A 15,691-nucleotide genomic window follows, 5' to 3' on the forward strand; every position below is an offset into this window, starting at 1 on the left:
GAACACTTTTGATCAGATTGTTTGTTTGATTGTGATCGAGCGTGGGTTCTCCTCCGGCCGGGCGACCGACCGTGGAGGCCGGCGCGGGCCCATTGACGTGACTGTTGGCTTGTGGTTTGTTGTGTGCGATTCTGTTGGATGGTGGAGGTTCAGGTGAAGAAGACGTCGACCCGGCTCGCCGACGGTCGTGAGCTGCTCTACTACGACGCGCGGGACGACCTCGTACGGGACGAGAGCGACCGCCGCCCGCTCGACCCGGTGTCCACCGCGTCGGAACTGCGCCGCGACCCGCTGCTCGGCGACACCGTGGTCGTCGCCTCGCACCGCCAGGGCCGCACCTATCTGCCGCCCGCCGACGCCTGCCCCCTGTGCCCCTCGCGCGAGGACCGCGACAGCGAGATCCCGGCCGCCGACTACGACGTCGTCGTCTTCGAGAACCGCTTCCCCTCGCTCGCCGGCGACTCGGGCCGCTGCGAGGTCGTCTGCTTCACCCCCGACCACGACGCCTCCTTCGCCGACCTCACCGAGGACCAGGCCGCCCTCGTCCTGGAGGCCTGGACCGACCGCACCGCCGACCTCGCCGAACTCCCGCAGGTGGAGCAGGTGTTCTGCTTCGAGAACCGCGGCGCCGAGATCGGCGTCACCCTTGGCCACCCGCACGGACAGATCTACGGCTACCCCTTCACCACCCCCCGCACCGCCCTCATGCTCCGCTCGCTCACCGAGCACCGCGAACGCACCGGCCGCAACCTCTTCGACGACGTGGTCCAGCGCGAGCTCGCCGCTGGCGAACGGGTGGTTCTGGAGGGCGAACACTGGGTGGCGTTCGTGCCGTACGCCGCGCACTGGCCCTACGAGGTCCACCTGCACCCCAAGCGCCGCGTCCCCGATCTGCGCGCCCTCGACGACGGCGCGCGCACGGAGTTCCCGCGGATCTACCTGGAACTCTTGAGGCGCTTCGACCGGATCTTCGGCCCCGACGAGCCGCCCACCCCCTACATCTCCGCCTGGCACCAGGCGCCGTTCCGGGGCGAGGGAGCCGTCGACCGCGAGGAGTTCGGGCTCCATCTGGAGCTTTTCACCATCCGACGTACTTCCGGCAAGCTGAAGTACCTCGCCGGTTCGGAATCCGGCATGAACGTGTTCATCAACGACGTGCCGCCGGAGACCGCGGCCGAGCGACTGCGAGAGGTGGCAAGCACGTGAGCAAGTACCTGGTGACGGGCGGCGCGGGGTATGTGGGCAGCGTGGTGGCGGCCCACCTGATCGAGGCCGGCCACGACGTCACCGTCCTCGACGACCTCTCCACGGGCTTTCGCGAAGCCGTCCCGGCCGGCGCCGCCTTCATCGAGGGCCGTATCCAGGACGCCGCGCAGTGGCTCGACCCGACCTTCGACGCGGTGCTCCACTTCGCCGCGTTCTCCCAGGTCGGCGAGTCGGTCACGGCCCCCGAGAAGTACTGGGCCAACAACGTCGGCGGCACGATGGCGCTGCTCGCGGCGATGCGCGGCGCGGGCGTGCGCAGGCTGGTCTTCTCCTCCACGGCGGCCACGTACGGCGAGCCCGACTCGACCCCGATCACCGAATCCGCGCCGACCGCGCCGACCAGCCCGTACGGCGCCTCCAAGCTCGCCGTCGACCACATGATCGCCGGGGAGTGCGCGGCCCACGGGCTCGCGGCGGTGTCGCTGCGCTACTTCAACGTGGCGGGTGCGTACGGCGTGTGCGGCGAACGCCACGCGCCGGAATCCCACCTGATCCCGCTCGTCCTCCAAGTCGCCCTCGGTGAGCGGGAGTTCATCTCCGTCTACGGCGACGACTACCCCACGCCCGACGGCACGTGCGTCCGCGACTACATCCACGTGGCGGACCTCGCCGACGCGCACCTGCTCGCGCTCGACGCGGCGACCCCCGGCGAACATCTGGTCTGCAACCTGGGCAACGGCAACGGATTCTCCGTGCGCGAAGTCATCGAGACCGTCCGCAAGGTCACCGGCCACGAGATTCCCGAGGCCGTCGCCGGACGGCGCGGTGGCGACCCGGCGGTCCTGGTCGCCTCCGCGCTGCGCGCCCACGACCGGCTCGGCTGGCGGCCCACCCGCACGGACCTCGCGGGAATCGTCGCGGACGCCTGGACGTTCGCGCGCGGCGTGCGAGGAGCCGGCGATGAGTGAAGTGGCCTCCGCCTTCCGGGAGTTGTACGGGTACGAGCCGGACGGGATATGGGCGGCGCCGGGCCGCGTCAACCTCATCGGCGAGTACACCGACTTCAACGAGGGCTTCGTCATGCCGCTCGCGCTGCCGCACACGGCGGTCGCGGCCGTGGCCCGGCGCACCGACGGCGTGCTCCGGCTCCACTCCGCGGACATCGAAGGGCCCGTCGTGGAGCTGCGCACCGACGCGCTCGATCCGCGGTCGGGGGCGGGCTGGGCGGCGTACCCGGCGGGCGTGGTGTGGGCGCTGCGCGAGGCGGGGCACGACGTGGGCGGCGCCGACATCCACCTCACCTCGACGGTGCCGACGGGCGCGGGCCTCTCGTCGTCGGCGGCCCTTGAGGTGGTGACCGCGCTCGCCCTGCGCGATGTCTTCGAACTCCCGGTTTCCATGCCGGAGTTGGCGTCGCTGGCGCAACGGGCGGAGAACGCCTTCGTCGGCGTCCCCTGCGGGATCATGGACCAGACGGCCTCGGCGTGCTGCGTCGAGGGCCATGTGCTGCACCTCGACGCCCGCGACCTGACCAGGCGCCAGATCCCCTTCGACCTGCCCGCCCACGGTCTGCGGCTCCTGGTCGTCGACACGCGGGTGCAGCACGCCCTGGGAGACGGCGCGTACGCCGAGCGGCGCGCCGGCTGCGAGCGGGGCGCGCGGGAGCTGGGTGTACGGACCCTGCGCGAACTGCCGCCCGCGCGCCTGCCCGACGCGCTGCGCGAGCTGTCCTCGTCGGTCGTGCGGGGCTGTGTGCGGCACGTGGTGAGCGACAACGAACGGGTCGCGCGGGTCGCGGGACTGCTCGCGTCGGGCGACGTCCGCGGGGTCGGGCCGGTCCTCACCGAGGGCCACGCTTCCCTCCGGGACGATCTGCGGGTGTCCTGCGCGGAGCTGGATCTGGTCGTGGACACGGCGGTGGGGGCGGGGGCGCTGGGGGCGCGGATGACGGGCGGGGGGTTCGGGGGCTCGGCGATCGTGCTGCTGGAGGAGGGTGCGCTCGGGGCCGTCTCGAAGGCGGTGACGGCGGCGTTCGAGCGGGCGGGATCGGCTGCGCCGCGCTTGTTCGAGGCGGTGCCGTCGGAGGGGGCGCGGCGGGTGGTCTGACGCCGGTTCCTCGGCCGTTCGGAGGAGGGGGCCGTTCAGGGGAGGGGCTTGGTCAGGGTGAACTCCGTTACGCCGGGGGGATAGTCGGGGATGGCTGCCACCACCTCGTATCCCCGCCCCCGATAGAACCCCGGCGCCTGAAAGTCCCACGTCTCCACCCGGGAGAACACGCAACCCCGCTCCGAGTGCGCCAACTCCTCGGCCCGGGACAGGAGTTGGCTTCCCAGGCCCGCCGCCCGCAACCCCGCGTCGACCCACAGCAGGTCCACATGGAGCCATCCCGCCCACGTGCGCCCCACCAGGCCCCCCGCGACGAGCCCCGCCCCGGTCAACCCCCAGACCTGGAGCGGCACTTCCCTCTCCGCCGGAGTCCCCCGCATCGCCCGCAGCACCGGCGAGCGCTCGGTGTTGGTGTCGCGCAGCCGACGGTGCAGCTCCAGCTGACGGTCCTTGTCCACTTCTGTCTCGATACGAAACATGGGACTCACCTTAAACATCTGCACACGCCACGTAGCCGTCCGGGTTCAAACAGTTCCGCAAAGAGCCTTCCCCCCGCCGCCGACGGCCCTACTCTGATGCACAGCACCGGTGGGGGCCGGTGTTGATCAGGGGGCGAGACAGTCGGGTACGTCGCCCGGGGTGGGGGTAGGACTCAGCGCATGGCGGCGGCCGTGCGTCTGTGGTGATCCCTGCTCCGGGCGCCGTACCCGTACCGGTCCGTCCTCCGAGCCTGGGGGTGTCACGTGGTACGGATCCGAGTTCTCGTGGTGGACGACCATCGCATCTTCGCCGAGTCGCTCGCCGCGGCCCTCGCGGCGGAGCCCGACGTGGACGTGGCCGCGGCCGGCAGCGGCCCCGCGGCGCTGCGCTGCCTGGAGCGCGGCGCGGCCGAGGGCCGCAGGTTCGACGTGATGCTCGTCGACGCGGACCTGGGCGCTTCGGTGACGGTCCCGGTGGCCCGCGCGGTGCCCGAGGGCGGCGGCGCGGACGGCCTGGTCGACGGCATCTCGCTGGTGGCGGGCGTGCGCGTGGGCCAGCCCGCGGTGCGTACCGTCGTCCTCGCCGAGAAGGACGACCCGCGCCGTGCCGCTCTCGCGTTGCAGGCCGGCGCGTGCGGCTGGGTCGCCAAGGACTGCTCCCTGCAACGGCTGCTTGCCGTGATCCGGGGCGTCCTGCGCGACGAGACGCATCTGCCGCCCGCGCTGCTCACCGGCGTCCTGCGGGAGCTGACGGCCGCGCGCAAGCACCGTACGGAATCGGAGCGGCTCGTCGAGTCGCTCACCCCGCGCGAGCGGGAGGTGCTGCGCTGCATGGTGGCCGGGCTCGGCCGCAAGGCGGTCGCGGAGCGGCTGTTCCTGTCGCCGCACACCGTGCGCACCCACATGCAGAACGTGCTGGGCAAGCTGGGCGTGCACTCCACGCTCGCCGCCGTCGCGCTGGCCCGCCGGGCCGGCGTGGGCCCCGCCGACCTAGCCGGGGATGTTGTCGAACGGGGCGGTCAACTGGCGTAGCAGCGCCGCCAGTTCGCCCCGCTGGCCGCGGCTGAGCTCGCCGAGGATCGCCCGCTCCTGCTCAAGGAGGCCGGCGAGCGCCTGGTCGGCCCGGTCGCGCCCCTCGGGGGTGAGCCGCACGAGCACCCCGCGGCGGTCGCTGGGGTCGGGCAGCCGCTCGACCAGACCCTTCTTGGCGAGCCTGTCGATCCGGTTGGTCATGGTGCCCGAGGTGACGAGCGTCTGCGTCAGGAGCTGGCCGGGGGAGAGCTGGTAGGGCGCGCCCGCGCGGCGCAGCGACGTCAGGACGTCGAACTCCCAGGGCTCCAGGCTGTGCTCGGAGAACGCGAGCCTGCGGGCCCGGTCGAGATGGCGGGCCAGCCTGCTGACCCGGCTGAGGACCTCAAGCGGTTCCACGTCGAGGTCCGGGCGCTCTCGGCGCCATGCTGCGACCAGTCGGTCGACCTCGTCCTCCATGTCGATCAGTGTAAAGGGTCCCTCGACATGAAGTCTCTTGACGTCAAGATATATATCGAGCCACCATTGGGCATGGAGGGGCCGGGACCCTGTTCCGCTTCGCTCAGCCGTACCTGCAAGGGGGCTCGAACATGCATTCCGATTCATCGTCGACCACACCACCCGGGCCGCCGGTCTGGGACCCACAGCAGTATCTGCGTCACGCCGGCCACCGGACCCGCCCGTTCCTCGACCTGCTCGCCCGCATACCCGACCTGCCCACGACCGGCGGCGACTCGCCCCGGATAGCCGACCTCGGCTGCGGCCCCGGCAATGTCACCGTCCGCCTCGCCGACCGCTGGCCCGACGCCCGCATCACCGGATTCGACCTGTCCCCGCAGATGCTCGCCCAGGCCGACAAGGACTACGCCGGCACCACCGCGGGCGGCGGCTGGCTCGACTTCCGGGTCGCCGACGCGGCGCACTGGGTCCCCGGCGAACCGTACGACCTGATCGTCTCCAACGCGGCCCTGCAATGGGTGCCCAACCACCCCGATTCCTTCCCCGCCTGGATCGACGGCCTCGCCCCCGGCGGCACGTTCGCCTTCCAGGTCCCGGGGAATTTCACCTCGCCCAGCCACGCCATCCTCGCGGAGCTCTGCGACTCCCCCCGCTGGCGCGACCGCCTCGACGACCACGGCCGCCGCTACGTCCACATCCTCGAACCCGGCGACTACCTCACCAAGCTCGCCGACCTCGGCTGCGAGACCGATGCCTGGGAAACCGTTTACTGCCAGTTGCTGACCGGCCAGGACCCCGTCCTCGACTGGGTGAAGGGCACCGCCCTGCGCCCCGTGCTCACCGCCCTCGACGGGGACCAGCAGGCCATTGACGCCTTGCTCACCGAATACCGCGACCGCCTCCGCGACGCCTACCCGCCGGGCCCGCACGGCACGGTCTTTCCCTTCCGCCGCATCTTCGCCGTGGCCAGGAAGAAGTAGCCCGAGAAGCCCGAGAAGGAGGAGGCCCCGGCGATGCTCGCCGCTGTCGACCACGTCCAACTCGCCGCCCCGCCGGGCAGCGAGCCACTGCTGAGGGCGTACTACGAGGACGCGCTCGGCATGACCGAGATTCCCAAGCCGCCCCCGCTCGCGGCCCGCGGCGGCTGCTGGTTCCAGTACGGGACCGTCCAGCTCCACCTCGGTGTCGAGGAGGACTTCCGGCCCGCGAAGAAGGCCCACCCCGGGCTCCGCGTCACCTCGATCGAGGCGTATGCCCGCCGCATCGAGAGCCACGGCGCCCCGGTCGTGTGGGACGAGAACCTGCCGGGCCACCGGCGGTTCTACTCCGAGGACCCGGTCGGCAACCGGCTGGAGTTCCTGGAGCCGGCGTCCCCGCCGGACTGAAACGGGGAGCGCCCTGCCCCCTCGGGAAAGAGGGGACAGGGCGCCCGGTGCCGCTGGGGCCGGCCTAGTAGATGCCGTACTTGAAGGTGTTCCAGCCGTAGCCGATCTTCACCCGGTCGTTGAACCCGCCGGAACCGTTGGCGTCGTAACGCCACAGGTTGCCCGCGGAGTCCGCGGCCACGATGTCGGAGCGGCCGTCGCCGGTCAGGTCGCCGGGGGTGGCGATCATCTTGGCGCTGTACATGTTCCAGCCGCCGCCGGCGAGCCTGACCCGGCCCTTGAAGGGGGTCTTCGCGCTGCCGGTGCCCGCGTACAGGTACAGGTCGCCGCCCGGAGTGCGCGCCAGCAGGTCGGGGAGCCCGTCGCCGTTGATGTCACCGGCGCCCATCAGCTTGTCGTAGACGTTCCAGCCGCCGCCGATGTCGATGCGGGAGTAGACGGCCGAGCCCGCGCCGTTGCCCGGGTAGAGGTACAGGTGGCCGTTGCCGGGCTGGCGGGCGATCAGGTCGCCGTTGCCCTCGCCCGTGAGGTCGCCGATACCGATGACGCTGTTGTAGATGTTCCAGCCGCCGCCGAGGTCGTTTCCGTTGACGTAGAGCTCGCCGTTGCCGCCGATCTCCAGGATGCTGGCCCAGCGGGACGCGGTCTGGAGCGAGGACGGCAGGGCGAGGTAGTGCACCCCGTCCCAGCCGCCCGCGGGGCCCTTGTTCGCGGACGACAGCTGGCCGTTGCCCAGGCCCCAGTAGGACGAGAGCGTTCCGTTGCCGTCGAGGCCGACCAGGTCGTCCTTGCCGTACACCGGGTTGCCGCCGCTGCCGAAGAACTGGGCGCCCTGCCAGCCCTTGCCCCCCTCGGTGCGGGCCTTCAGCGTGCCGTCGCCGTTGCCGGCGTAGAACCAGACCTGGCCGGACACGTCGCGGGCGAGCAGGTCGCCGATGCCGTCACCGGTCTGGTCGTCGATGCCGACGATCTGGTTGAAGGTGTTGTAGCCCCAGCCGACCTTGACGCCCGCGGCGAGCGGGTCGGCGGCGTTGCCGGTGCCGGCGTAGAAGTACAGGTCACCGCTGGGCGTGCGGCCGTAGACGTCGCCGAGACCGTCGCCGTTCGCGTCGTTCGCGCCGACGATCTGGTCGTACCTGTCCCAGCCGGAGCCGACCTTCTTGCCCGCCGCGAACGGGGCGTTCAGGTCGCCCGTGCCCGTGTACAGGTAGAGGTCGCCGTCCGGGGTGCGGGCCAGCAGGTCGCTCCTGCCGTCGCCGCTGACGTCGCCCGCCGCGATGACCTTGTTGAACATGTTCCAGCCGGAACCGGACCAGCCGCCGTAGTTGATGCCGCCCGCCACGCTGTTGTCGCTGTGCAGCGTCAGCTTGCCGGACGGGGACAGGTCGAGGATCTCGGGAGCGGGCGAGCCGCCGAGGTCGCCCGGCAGGATGATGTCCTTGTAGGCGCCCAGGGTGCTGCTCGGCAGCTCCTGCTGCCCCGTCCCGCTGAGGGACACGTAGAGGGCGTCGTCGGGCTCGCGAACCACCAGGTCGCTGTAGCCGTCGGCGTCGGCGTCGAAGAAGGGCTTCGCCTTCACGGGCGCGTTCGCCAGGGCGGCGCGCGGTGCCTTGCGGGCGGGGGCCGCCGGGTGGTGCGGCAGGTTCAGCGTCGGGGCCGGGGCGGACCTGGGCGCCTTGACGGCGGCGTGCGGTCCTGCCGGGGTGGTGTCGGCCGACGCCGGGCCGGCGAGCAGCATGCCCGCCGACAGGACGATGGCGGTGCAGGCCGCGAGGCGGCTCGCGCGCTTGGTGCGCACAGAGGACAAAATTCCCCCCATGGGAATAAGCGGGTAGACCCGGGGGGAATCACGTCGCTGCGTATGCGTCGTCGCATGGGCGCGCTGAAAGGAGCGCGGCACGTGCACCCCGACGGCACGTACGGCAGTCATGGGTGAGGGCACGCGAGGAATGGCGAAAATCCCCCCCGGGATTGTGGGTGAAGACTACCGCTGATTCTTGTGCAGTTGAAGTGAAAATTGTGGCCGGAGTTGATTGATCTTGCCCGAGGGGGAGCGGGCGGGAAAACGGCGTCAGCTTTTGCGGTGCCCTATGAGGCGCGGTTTCGGCTCAAGACCGTCCAAACCGTGCCAGGCCAGATTCACCAGGTGCGCGGCGACTTCCGCCTTCTTGGGCTTGCGCACGTCCAGCCACCACTGCCCGGTGAGGGCAACCATGCCGACCAGCGCCTGCGCGTACAGCGGCGCCAGTTTCGCGTCGAATCCGCGGGCCTTGAACTCCAGACCCAGAATGTCCTCGACCTGGGTGGCGATGTCGGAGATCAGGGAGGCGAACGTTCCGGTCGACTGGGCCACGGGGGAGTCGCGCACCAGAATGCGGAATCCGTCCGTGTACGTCTCGATGTAGTCGAGCAGTGCGAATGCGGCCTGCTCCAGGAGTTCGCGCGGATGGCCCGCGGTCAGGGCGCCCGTCACCCCGTCGAGCAGCGAACGCATTTCCCGGTCCACGACGACCGCGTACAGGCCCTCCTTGCCGCCGAAGTGCTCGTACACCACCGGCTTCGAGACGCCGGCCTTCGCCGCGATCTCCTCGACCGAGGTGCCCTCGAAGCCCTTCTCGGCGAAGAGCGTGCGACCGATGTCCAGCAATTGCTCGCGGCGCTCGGCCCCGGTCATCCGGGTCCTGCGGGTGCGCCGGGGCTTCTCGGGAGAGCCGGACGCCCCGCCCGAGCCGCGGCCGGAGGCCCTTGCCGAGCCGTCGGTGGAACCAGTGGTGCTGGTGGTACGGGTGGTGCTGGAGTCGGTCGCCACGTCGTCCATCATGCCGCCTCGGCGGCCTTCTCCTTGCGCCGGGACCGGCCGTCCTCATTCCGCTTGGAGTCGATACGGGCCGCGCTCGGCCAGCGCACGTCGTACGCCAGCCCCAGCTGCTCGCACCAGCGGATGATCCGGGCACTGGAGTCGATCTGCCCCCGCATCACCCCGTGCCGGGCCGACGTCGGGTCCGCGTGGTGCAGGTTGTGCCACGACTCGCCGCACGAGAGCACCGCGAGCCACCACACGTTGCCGCTGCGGTCCCGCGACTTGAAAGGACGCTTGCCCACCGCGTGACAGATCGAGTTGATCGACCACGTCACGTGGTGCAGCAGAGCCACCCGCACCAGCGAGCCCCAGAAGAACGCCGTGAACGCGCCCCACCACGACATCGTCACCAAACCTCCCACCAGTGGCGGGATCGCGAGCGACAGCACCGTCCACCACACGAAGTCGCGCGAGATGCGGCGGATCGCCGGGTCGGCGAGGAGATCCGGTGCGTACTTCTCCTGCGAGGTCTGCTCCTCGTCGAACATCCACGCGATGTGCGCCCACCACAGGCCCTTCATCAGGGCCGGCAGCGTCTCGCCGAAACGCCACGGCGAATGCGGATCGCCCTCCGCGTCCGAGAACTTGTGGTGCCTGCGGTGGTCGGCCACCCAGCGCACCAGCGGGCCCTCCACCGCCATCGACCCCGCGACCGCCAGCGCGATCCGCAACGGCCGCTTCGCCTTGAACGAACCATGCGTGAAATAGCGGTGGAAGCCGATCGTGACGCCGTGACAGCCCAGGTAGTACATGAAGACGAGGAGGCCGATGTCGAGCCAGCTGACCCCTCCCCAGCCCCAGGCGAGCGGCACCGCCGCGACCAGGGCCACGAAGGGGACCGTGATGAAGAGCAGCAGGGCGAGCTGTTCGATGGAGCGTTTGCTCTCGCCGCCCAGCGTGGCGGACGGATGGGGATTTCCGTCCGGCGACTTGAGCAGATCGGGACTGGTGGTCATGGGGAGTACCCCCGGCAGGGTGAGGAAAACGAGCGGATTCGCCCGGCTACGCATGCGTAACCTACGGCAACGTAAGTATGGCAGTGCCGTGGCCGGGGACAAGAGCCCGTGACGGCGGGGCGGAATGGGACACCTATCCTGGGTGTCGTCGGACAGCGCGGTCCGCAAGCCTCCAGAACCCTCCAGACGTGCTCAAACACTGCAAGGAGCCGCACCTGTGAGCAGTGCCGACCAGACCCCCGCCGCCAGCAACGAGCTGCGCGCCGACATCCGCCGACTGGGTGACCTCCTGGGCGAGACCCTCGTCCGACAGGAGGGACCCGAGCTCCTGGAGCTCGTCGAGCGGGTCCGCGCGCTGACCCGGAGCGACGGCGAGGCCGCCGCCGACCTCCTCGGCGGCACCGAAGTGGAGACCGCCGCCAAGCTGGTGCGCGCCTTCTCCACCTACTTCCACCTCGCCAACGTGGCCGAACAGGTCCACCGCGGCCGCGAACTGCGCGCCCACCGCGCCACCGAGGGCAGCCTCCTCGCCCGCACCGCGGACATGCTCAAGGACGGCGACCCCGAACACGTCCGCCAGAGCGTCAAGAACCTCAACGTGCGGCCGGTCTTCACCGCCCACCCCACCGAGGCCGCCCGCCGCTCCGTCCTCAACAAGCTGCGCCGCATCGCCGAACTCCTCGAAACCCCGGTCATCGAGTCCGACCGGCGCCGCCACGACCTGCGTCTGGCCGAGAACATCGACCTGGTCTGGCAGACCGACGAGCTCCGCGTCGTACGCCCCGAACCCGCCGACGAGGCCCGCAACGCCATCTACTACCTCGACGAGCTGCACGCCGGCGCCGTCGGGGACGTACTGGAGGACCTCGCCGCCGAGCTGGAGCGCGTCGGCGTCGAGCTGCCGCCCGGCACCCGCCCGCTCACCTTCGGCACCTGGATCGGCGGCGACCGCGACGGCAACCCCAACGTGACCCCCAAGGTCACCTGGGACGTGCTGATCCTCCAGCACGAGCACGGCATCAACGACGCGCTCGAAATGATCGACTTCCTGCGCGGACTGCTCTCCAACTCCATCCGCTACGCCGGCGCCAACGAGGAACTCCTCACCTCGCTCCAGGCCGACCTCGAAGCGCTCCCCGAGATCAGCCCCCGCTACAAGCGCCTCAACGCCGAGGAGCCCTACCGGCTCAAGGCCACCGCCATCCGCCAGAAGCTCGTCCACACCAAGGACCGGCTCGCCAAGGGCACCCCCCACCAGCCCGGCCGCGACTACCTCGGCACCGCCGAGCTGCTCGCCGACCTCACCCTCATCCAGACCTCCCTGCGCGACCACCGCGGCGCCCTGTTCGCCGACGGCCGCATGGACCGCACCATCCGCACCCTCGCGGCGTTCGGCCTCCAGCTCGCCACCATGGACGTACGCGAACACGCCGACGCCCACCACCACGCGCTCGGCCAGCTCTTCGACCGGCTCGGCGAGGAATCCTGGCGCTACGCCGACATGCCGCGCGACTACCGGCAGAAGCTCCTCGCCAAGGAACTCCGCTCCCGCCGCCCCCTCGCCCCGGCCCCCGCCCCGCTGGACGCGGCGGGACAGAAGACCCTCGGCGTCTTCAGCACCATCAAGGAAGCCTTCGAACGCTTCGGGCCCGAGGTCATCGAGTCGTACATCATCTCGATGTGCCAGGGCGCCGACGACGTGTTCGCCGCCGCCGTCCTCGCCCGCGAGGCCGGCCTCGTCGACCTGCACGGCGGCTGGGCCAAGATCGGCATCGTGCCGCTGCTCGAAACGACGGACGAGCTGCGCGCCGCCGACGTCATCCTCGACGAGATGCTCGCCGACCCCTCCTACCGGCGCCTCGTCTCGCTGCGCGGCGACGTCCAGGAGGTCATGCTCGGCTACTCCGACTCCTCCAAGTTCGGCGGCATCACCACCTCCCAGTGGGAGATCCACCGCGCCCAGCGCCGACTGCGCGACGTCGCGCACCGGTACGGGGTGCGGCTGCGGCTCTTCCACGGCCGCGGCGGCACCGTCGGCCGCGGCGGCGGCCCCTCGCACGACGCGATCCTCGCCCAGCCCTGGGGCACCCTCGAAGGTGAGATCAAGGTCACCGAACAGGGCGAGGTCATCTCCGACAAGTACCTCATCCCGTCCCTGGCAAGGGAGAACCTGGAACTGACCGTCGCGGCCACGCTCCAGGCCTCCGCGCTGCACACCGCGCCCCGCCAGTCCGACGAGGCGCTCGCGCGCTGGGACGCGGCCATGGACACCGTGTCCGACGCGGCGCACTCCGCCTACCGGCGGCTCGTCGAGGACCCGGACCTGCCCGCGTACTTCTTCGCCTCCACCCCCGTCGACCAGCTCGCCGAGCTGCACCTCGGCTCGCGGCCCTCGCGCCGCCCCGACTCCGGTGCGGGCCTCGACGGGCTGCGGGCCATCCCCTGGGTGTTCGGCTGGACCCAGTCCCGGCAGATCGTGCCCGGCTGGTTCGGCGTCGGCTCCGGGCTCAAGGCGCTGCGCGAGGCGGGTCTTGAGGAGGTGCTCGGCGAAATGAGCGAGCGCTGGCACTTCTTCCGCAACTTCCTCTCCAACGTGGAGATGACGCTCGCGAAGACGGACCTGCGCATCGCCCGGCACTACGTCGACACGCTCGTGCCGGACGAGCTGAAGCACGTGTTCGCGACGATCGAGGCGGAGCACGAGCTGACGGTGCGGGAGGTCCTGCGGATCACGGGGAGCGATGAACTCCTCGGTACGCACCCGGTGTTGCAGCAGACCTTCGCGATCCGGGACGCGTACCTGGACCCGATCTCCTACCTCCAGGTCGCGCTCCTCGCCCGCCAGCGGTCGGCGGCGGACCGGGGCGAGGCGCCGGACCCGCTGCTGTCCCGTGCGCTTCTCCTCACGGTGAACGGGGTGGCGGCGGGCCTGCGCAACACGGGCTGAGGTCTCTGGTCCCCCACCCCGCCCCTTCCCACAACCCTCCGGGGGACGGTGGGGAGGGGCGGGGTTTTTCCCGGGGCTCCGCCCCGGACCCCGTTCGCGCCCGAAGGGCGCTCGTCCTCAATCTCCCCCAAGGCTTCAGGGGCCAGGGGGACCCCCATGACGGGCTGAGGATGCCTGCACTGGGCACCCTGCCAAGCCCGGCCCCGTCAGCGGCGCGCGGAACTGCGCGAGAAGCGGGCACGGTCCGCAGACGACCGACGCTGTTAGGGGGCGCGGGGAACTGCGCGATCAGCCGTCCACCGGTCCGTGGACGAAGGCGGGCCTAGGGGCGCGGGGAACTGCGCGATCAGTTACGCACGGTCCGCAGGCGAAGGCGGGGCTGGGGGCGCGCCGGGGCCGGCTACAGCGCGATGAAGGCGGATGCCATGGCCGCCGCGCCCACCAACCCCACCCCCCACGCCGTACGCGGCATCCGCAACCCCCCGCCCACCACCAGCGAAGCCAGAAGCAGTGCCCCGGCCAGGGGCAGCCACGCGTACAGGAAGCCCGCCGCGCCGCCGCGTACCGCCTGCGTCGTTCCGGGCTTCAGGACCACCGGCAGGTGATCGCCCCGCTCCGCCGCCACCGACTCGGGGATCGTCACGCGGGCGTGCGGGGAGGAGTCGCCCACGGGCGAGAAGGGGCCGGTGCACGTGTCGTCCGCGCAGCTCGTCACCGTCAGCGTGCCGTGATCGCGGCCCTTCGCGAGCACCACGTGCTGGGCCGTGCCCCACGACGACCAGAACCCGGCGACCACGAGCACCGCCACCACCAGGGCGGACGCGGCCCGCCGCAGGAACGTCAGGAAGGTACGGCTCCGCTTCGTCATGGGGCGCGATCCTGGCGGCCATGACCGCGAACGGTCAAACCCGGGGCGCCGGTTCGCCCCGTAAGCAGGGCAAGTGTCAGGAGTTGTACGTCGACTGGGCGCGCTCAAGCCCCTCGATCGCCAGCGCCTCGGCCGCATCGGCCGCCCGGTCCACGAAGTACCCCAGCTCCTTGCGTTCCGTGGAGGAGAAGTCCTTCAGGACGAAGTCCGCCACCTGCATCCGGCCCGGCGGCCGACCGATCCCGAACCGCACCCGGTGATAGTCGGGACCCAGCGATTTCGTGATCGACTTCAGACCGTTGTGGCCGTTGTCCCCACCGCCCAGCTTCAGCCGCAGCACCCCGTAGTCGATGTCCAACTCGTCATGAATCGCAACGATGTTGGCGACCGGAACCTTGTAGAAGTCGCGCAGCGCCGTCACCGGCCCGCCCGACAGGTTCATGAACGACAGCGGCTTCGCCAGGACCACCCGGCGGTTCAGCGGTCCGGGCGGGCCGATCCGCCCCTCCACGACCTGCGCCCGCGCCTTGTGCGCCTTGAACCTGCCGCCCATGCGCTCCGCGAGCAGATCCACGGCCATGAACCCGACGTTGTGCCGGTTCGCCGCGTACTCGGGACCCGGATTGCCCAGGCCCACGATCAGCCAGGGCGCGTTCGCGTTGTCGGTCGTCGTCATGGGGGACTGCTTCTCCTCGGTCACGTACGAGAAAAACGGGGCGGCGGGCCACATGCGGCCCGCCACCCCGTCGAAGACCCGTGCCCGGCACGGATCTCAGGCAGAGCGTGCGGCTCAGGCCTCGGCGCCTTCGGCGGCCTCGGTCTCGGCGGCCGGCTCCTCGGCCTGCGCGGCCAGGATCTGGATGACGACCGCGTCGGGGTCGGTGGCCAGGGTGGTGCCCGACGGAAGCTCGATGTCCTTGGCGTGGATCGCCGCGCCGGCCTCGAGGCCCTCGATGGACACGGTGACGGAGGTCGGGATGTGGGTCGCCTCGGCCTCGACGGAGAGCGTGTTCAGCACGTTCTCGACGAGGAAGCTGCCCGGCGCCAGGTCGCCCTCGGTCTCGACCGCGACCTCGACCGTGACCTTCTCGCCCTTCTTGACGAGCAGCAGGTCGACGTGGACCAGGTAGCCCTTGATGGCGTCGCGCTGGACGGCCTTCGGGATCGCGAGCTCGGTCTTGCCGTCGAGCTCCAGGGACAGCAGGACGTTCGCGGTACGCAGCGCGAGCAGCAGCTCGTGGCCCGGAAGGGTGACGTGAACCGGCTCGGTGCCGTGACCGTAGATGACGCCGGGAACCTTGTTGTCGCGACGGATGGTGCGCGCGGCGCCCTTGCCGAAGCTGTTACGGACCTCGGCGGCGAGCTTGACCTCGGACATGTGCACTCCTCGTAGGAA

15 protein-coding genes are annotated in these 15,691 nt (G+C 70.9%); 7 read left to right on the plus strand and 8 right to left on the minus strand.

Features of this window, described 5'->3' with window-relative positions:
• Window positions 1-153 precede the first annotated feature (153 nt).
• Genes galT through galK form a run of 3 tightly spaced genes read left to right on the plus strand, consistent with a single transcriptional unit; the run spans window position 154 to window position 3,312 of the window.
• Window positions 154-1,206, plus strand: coding sequence for a galactose-1-phosphate uridylyltransferase (gene galT / locus OG432_RS20345; protein WP_328315171.1), 1,053 nt, complete (start codon window positions 154-156; stop codon window positions 1,204-1,206).
• On the plus strand, window positions 1,203-2,174 hold the full coding sequence (galE, locus tag OG432_RS20350; protein WP_328312384.1) for a UDP-glucose 4-epimerase GalE: 972 nt from the start codon (window positions 1,203-1,205) through the stop codon (window positions 2,172-2,174). The genes galT and galE overlap by 4 nt, the downstream gene beginning before the upstream one ends.
• Window positions 2,167-3,312, plus strand: coding sequence for a galactokinase (galK, locus tag OG432_RS20355; RefSeq protein WP_328312385.1), 1,146 nt, complete (start codon window positions 2,167-2,169; stop codon window positions 3,310-3,312). Before galE ends, galK begins: the two co-directional genes overlap by 8 nt.
• Window positions 3,313-3,347: 35 nt before the next feature.
• Here galK and OG432_RS20360 read toward each other — a convergent pair whose 3' ends face one another.
• On the minus strand, window positions 3,348-3,791 hold the full coding sequence (locus OG432_RS20360) for a GNAT family N-acetyltransferase (RefSeq protein WP_328312386.1): 444 nt from the start codon (window positions 3,789-3,791) through the stop codon (window positions 3,348-3,350).
• 264 nt (window positions 3,792-4,055) lie between these two features.
• Between OG432_RS20360 and OG432_RS20365 the strand changes: the two genes are divergently transcribed.
• Window positions 4,056-4,823 (plus strand): response regulator transcription factor, encoded by a 768-nt coding sequence (locus OG432_RS20365; RefSeq protein ID WP_328312387.1) that lies wholly within the window; start codon window positions 4,056-4,058, stop codon window positions 4,821-4,823.
• On the opposite strand, the gene tamR is transcribed toward OG432_RS20365, so the two are convergent.
• Window positions 4,782-5,279 carry a MarR family transcriptional regulator TamR gene (gene tamR, locus OG432_RS20370; protein ID WP_328312388.1) on the minus strand — a complete coding sequence of 166 codons (498 nt, stop codon included), beginning with the start codon at window positions 5,277-5,279 and terminating at the stop codon, window positions 4,782-4,784. The two genes, OG432_RS20365 and tamR, sit on opposite strands and share 42 nt — an antisense overlap.
• Window positions 5,280-5,410: 131 nt before the next feature.
• On the opposite strand from tamR, the gene OG432_RS20375 reads away from it, so the two are divergent.
• Together OG432_RS20375 and OG432_RS20380 are read left to right on the plus strand one after the other, a co-directional pair.
• Window positions 5,411-6,259 carry a trans-aconitate 2-methyltransferase gene (locus tag OG432_RS20375; protein ID WP_328312389.1) on the plus strand — a complete coding sequence of 283 codons (849 nt, stop codon included), beginning with the start codon at window positions 5,411-5,413 and terminating at the stop codon, window positions 6,257-6,259.
• A gap of 33 nt (window positions 6,260-6,292) precedes the next feature.
• Window positions 6,293-6,664 (plus strand): VOC family protein, encoded by a 372-nt coding sequence (locus OG432_RS20380; RefSeq protein WP_328312390.1) that lies wholly within the window; start codon window positions 6,293-6,295, stop codon window positions 6,662-6,664.
• A gap of 64 nt (window positions 6,665-6,728) precedes the next feature.
• Here the strand turns inward: OG432_RS20380 and OG432_RS20385 are convergent, their stop codons facing one another.
• From OG432_RS20385 to OG432_RS20395, 3 genes are all read right to left on the minus strand, one after another.
• Complete coding sequence (locus OG432_RS20385) at window positions 6,729-8,462, minus strand: FG-GAP repeat domain-containing protein (RefSeq protein WP_328312391.1); 1,734 nt, start codon at window positions 8,460-8,462, stop codon at window positions 6,729-6,731.
• A 273-nt stretch (window positions 8,463-8,735) separates the two neighbouring features.
• Entirely contained in the window at window positions 8,736-9,485 is a 750-nt protein-coding gene (locus tag OG432_RS20390) for a TetR family transcriptional regulator (protein WP_443058422.1), read from the minus strand.
• Window positions 9,482-10,480, minus strand: a complete 999-nt coding sequence (locus tag OG432_RS20395; protein WP_328312392.1) for an acyl-CoA desaturase — start codon at window positions 10,478-10,480, stop codon at window positions 9,482-9,484. The genes OG432_RS20390 and OG432_RS20395 overlap by 4 nt, the downstream gene beginning before the upstream one ends.
• 217 nt (window positions 10,481-10,697) lie before the next feature.
• On the opposite strand from OG432_RS20395, the gene ppc reads away from it, so the two are divergent.
• Window positions 10,698-13,427 carry a phosphoenolpyruvate carboxylase gene (gene ppc / locus OG432_RS20400; protein ID WP_328312393.1) on the plus strand — a complete coding sequence of 910 codons (2,730 nt, stop codon included), beginning with the start codon at window positions 10,698-10,700 and terminating at the stop codon, window positions 13,425-13,427.
• 400 nt (window positions 13,428-13,827) lie between these two features.
• Here ppc and OG432_RS20405 read toward each other — a convergent pair whose 3' ends face one another.
• The 3 genes from OG432_RS20405 to OG432_RS20415 all read right to left on the minus strand — a co-directional run bounded on the left by OG432_RS20405 (window position 13,828) and on the right by OG432_RS20415 (window position 15,673).
• A complete protein-coding gene (locus OG432_RS20405; RefSeq protein WP_328312394.1) occupies window positions 13,828-14,295 on the minus strand; it encodes a hypothetical protein in 468 nt (155 codons plus the stop codon).
• A gap of 76 nt (window positions 14,296-14,371) precedes the next feature.
• Window positions 14,372-14,971, minus strand: coding sequence for an aminoacyl-tRNA hydrolase (pth, locus tag OG432_RS20410; RefSeq protein WP_328312395.1), 600 nt, complete (start codon window positions 14,969-14,971; stop codon window positions 14,372-14,374).
• 114 nt (window positions 14,972-15,085) lie between these two features.
• Window positions 15,086-15,673 (minus strand): 50S ribosomal protein L25/general stress protein Ctc, encoded by a 588-nt coding sequence (locus OG432_RS20415; protein ID WP_328312396.1) that lies wholly within the window; start codon window positions 15,671-15,673, stop codon window positions 15,086-15,088.
• Window positions 15,674-15,691: the final 18 nt, after the last annotated feature.

This window comes from Streptomyces sp. NBC_00442, assembly GCF_036014195.1.
Lineage (GTDB): Bacteria > Actinomycetota > Actinomycetes > Streptomycetales > Streptomycetaceae > Streptomyces.

Coding starts and splice junctions, on each gene's coding strand:
- pth (WP_328312395.1), bottom strand. CDS start 14,971: ATGACGACGACCGACAACGCGAACGCGCCCTGGCTGATCGTGGGCCTG.
- OG432_RS20380 (WP_328312390.1), top strand. CDS start 6,293: ATGCTCGCCGCTGTCGACCACGTCCAACTCGCCGCCCCGCCGGGCAGC.
- OG432_RS20415 (WP_328312396.1), bottom strand. CDS start 15,673: ATGTCCGAGGTCAAGCTCGCCGCCGAGGTCCGTAACAGCTTCGGCAAG.
- OG432_RS20360 (WP_328312386.1), bottom strand. CDS start 3,791: ATGTTTCGTATCGAGACAGAAGTGGACAAGGACCGTCAGCTGGAGCTG.
- OG432_RS20405 (WP_328312394.1), bottom strand. CDS start 14,295: ATGACGAAGCGGAGCCGTACCTTCCTGACGTTCCTGCGGCGGGCCGCG.
- OG432_RS20395 (WP_328312392.1), bottom strand. CDS start 10,480: ATGACCACCAGTCCCGATCTGCTCAAGTCGCCGGACGGAAATCCCCAT.
- OG432_RS20390 (WP_443058422.1), bottom strand. CDS start 9,485: ATGATGGACGACGTGGCGACCGACTCCAGCACCACCCGTACCACCAGC.
- tamR (WP_328312388.1), bottom strand. CDS start 5,279: ATGGAGGACGAGGTCGACCGACTGGTCGCAGCATGGCGCCGAGAGCGC.
- galK (WP_328312385.1), top strand. CDS start 2,167: ATGAGTGAAGTGGCCTCCGCCTTCCGGGAGTTGTACGGGTACGAGCCG.
- OG432_RS20375 (WP_328312389.1), top strand. CDS start 5,411: ATGCATTCCGATTCATCGTCGACCACACCACCCGGGCCGCCGGTCTGG.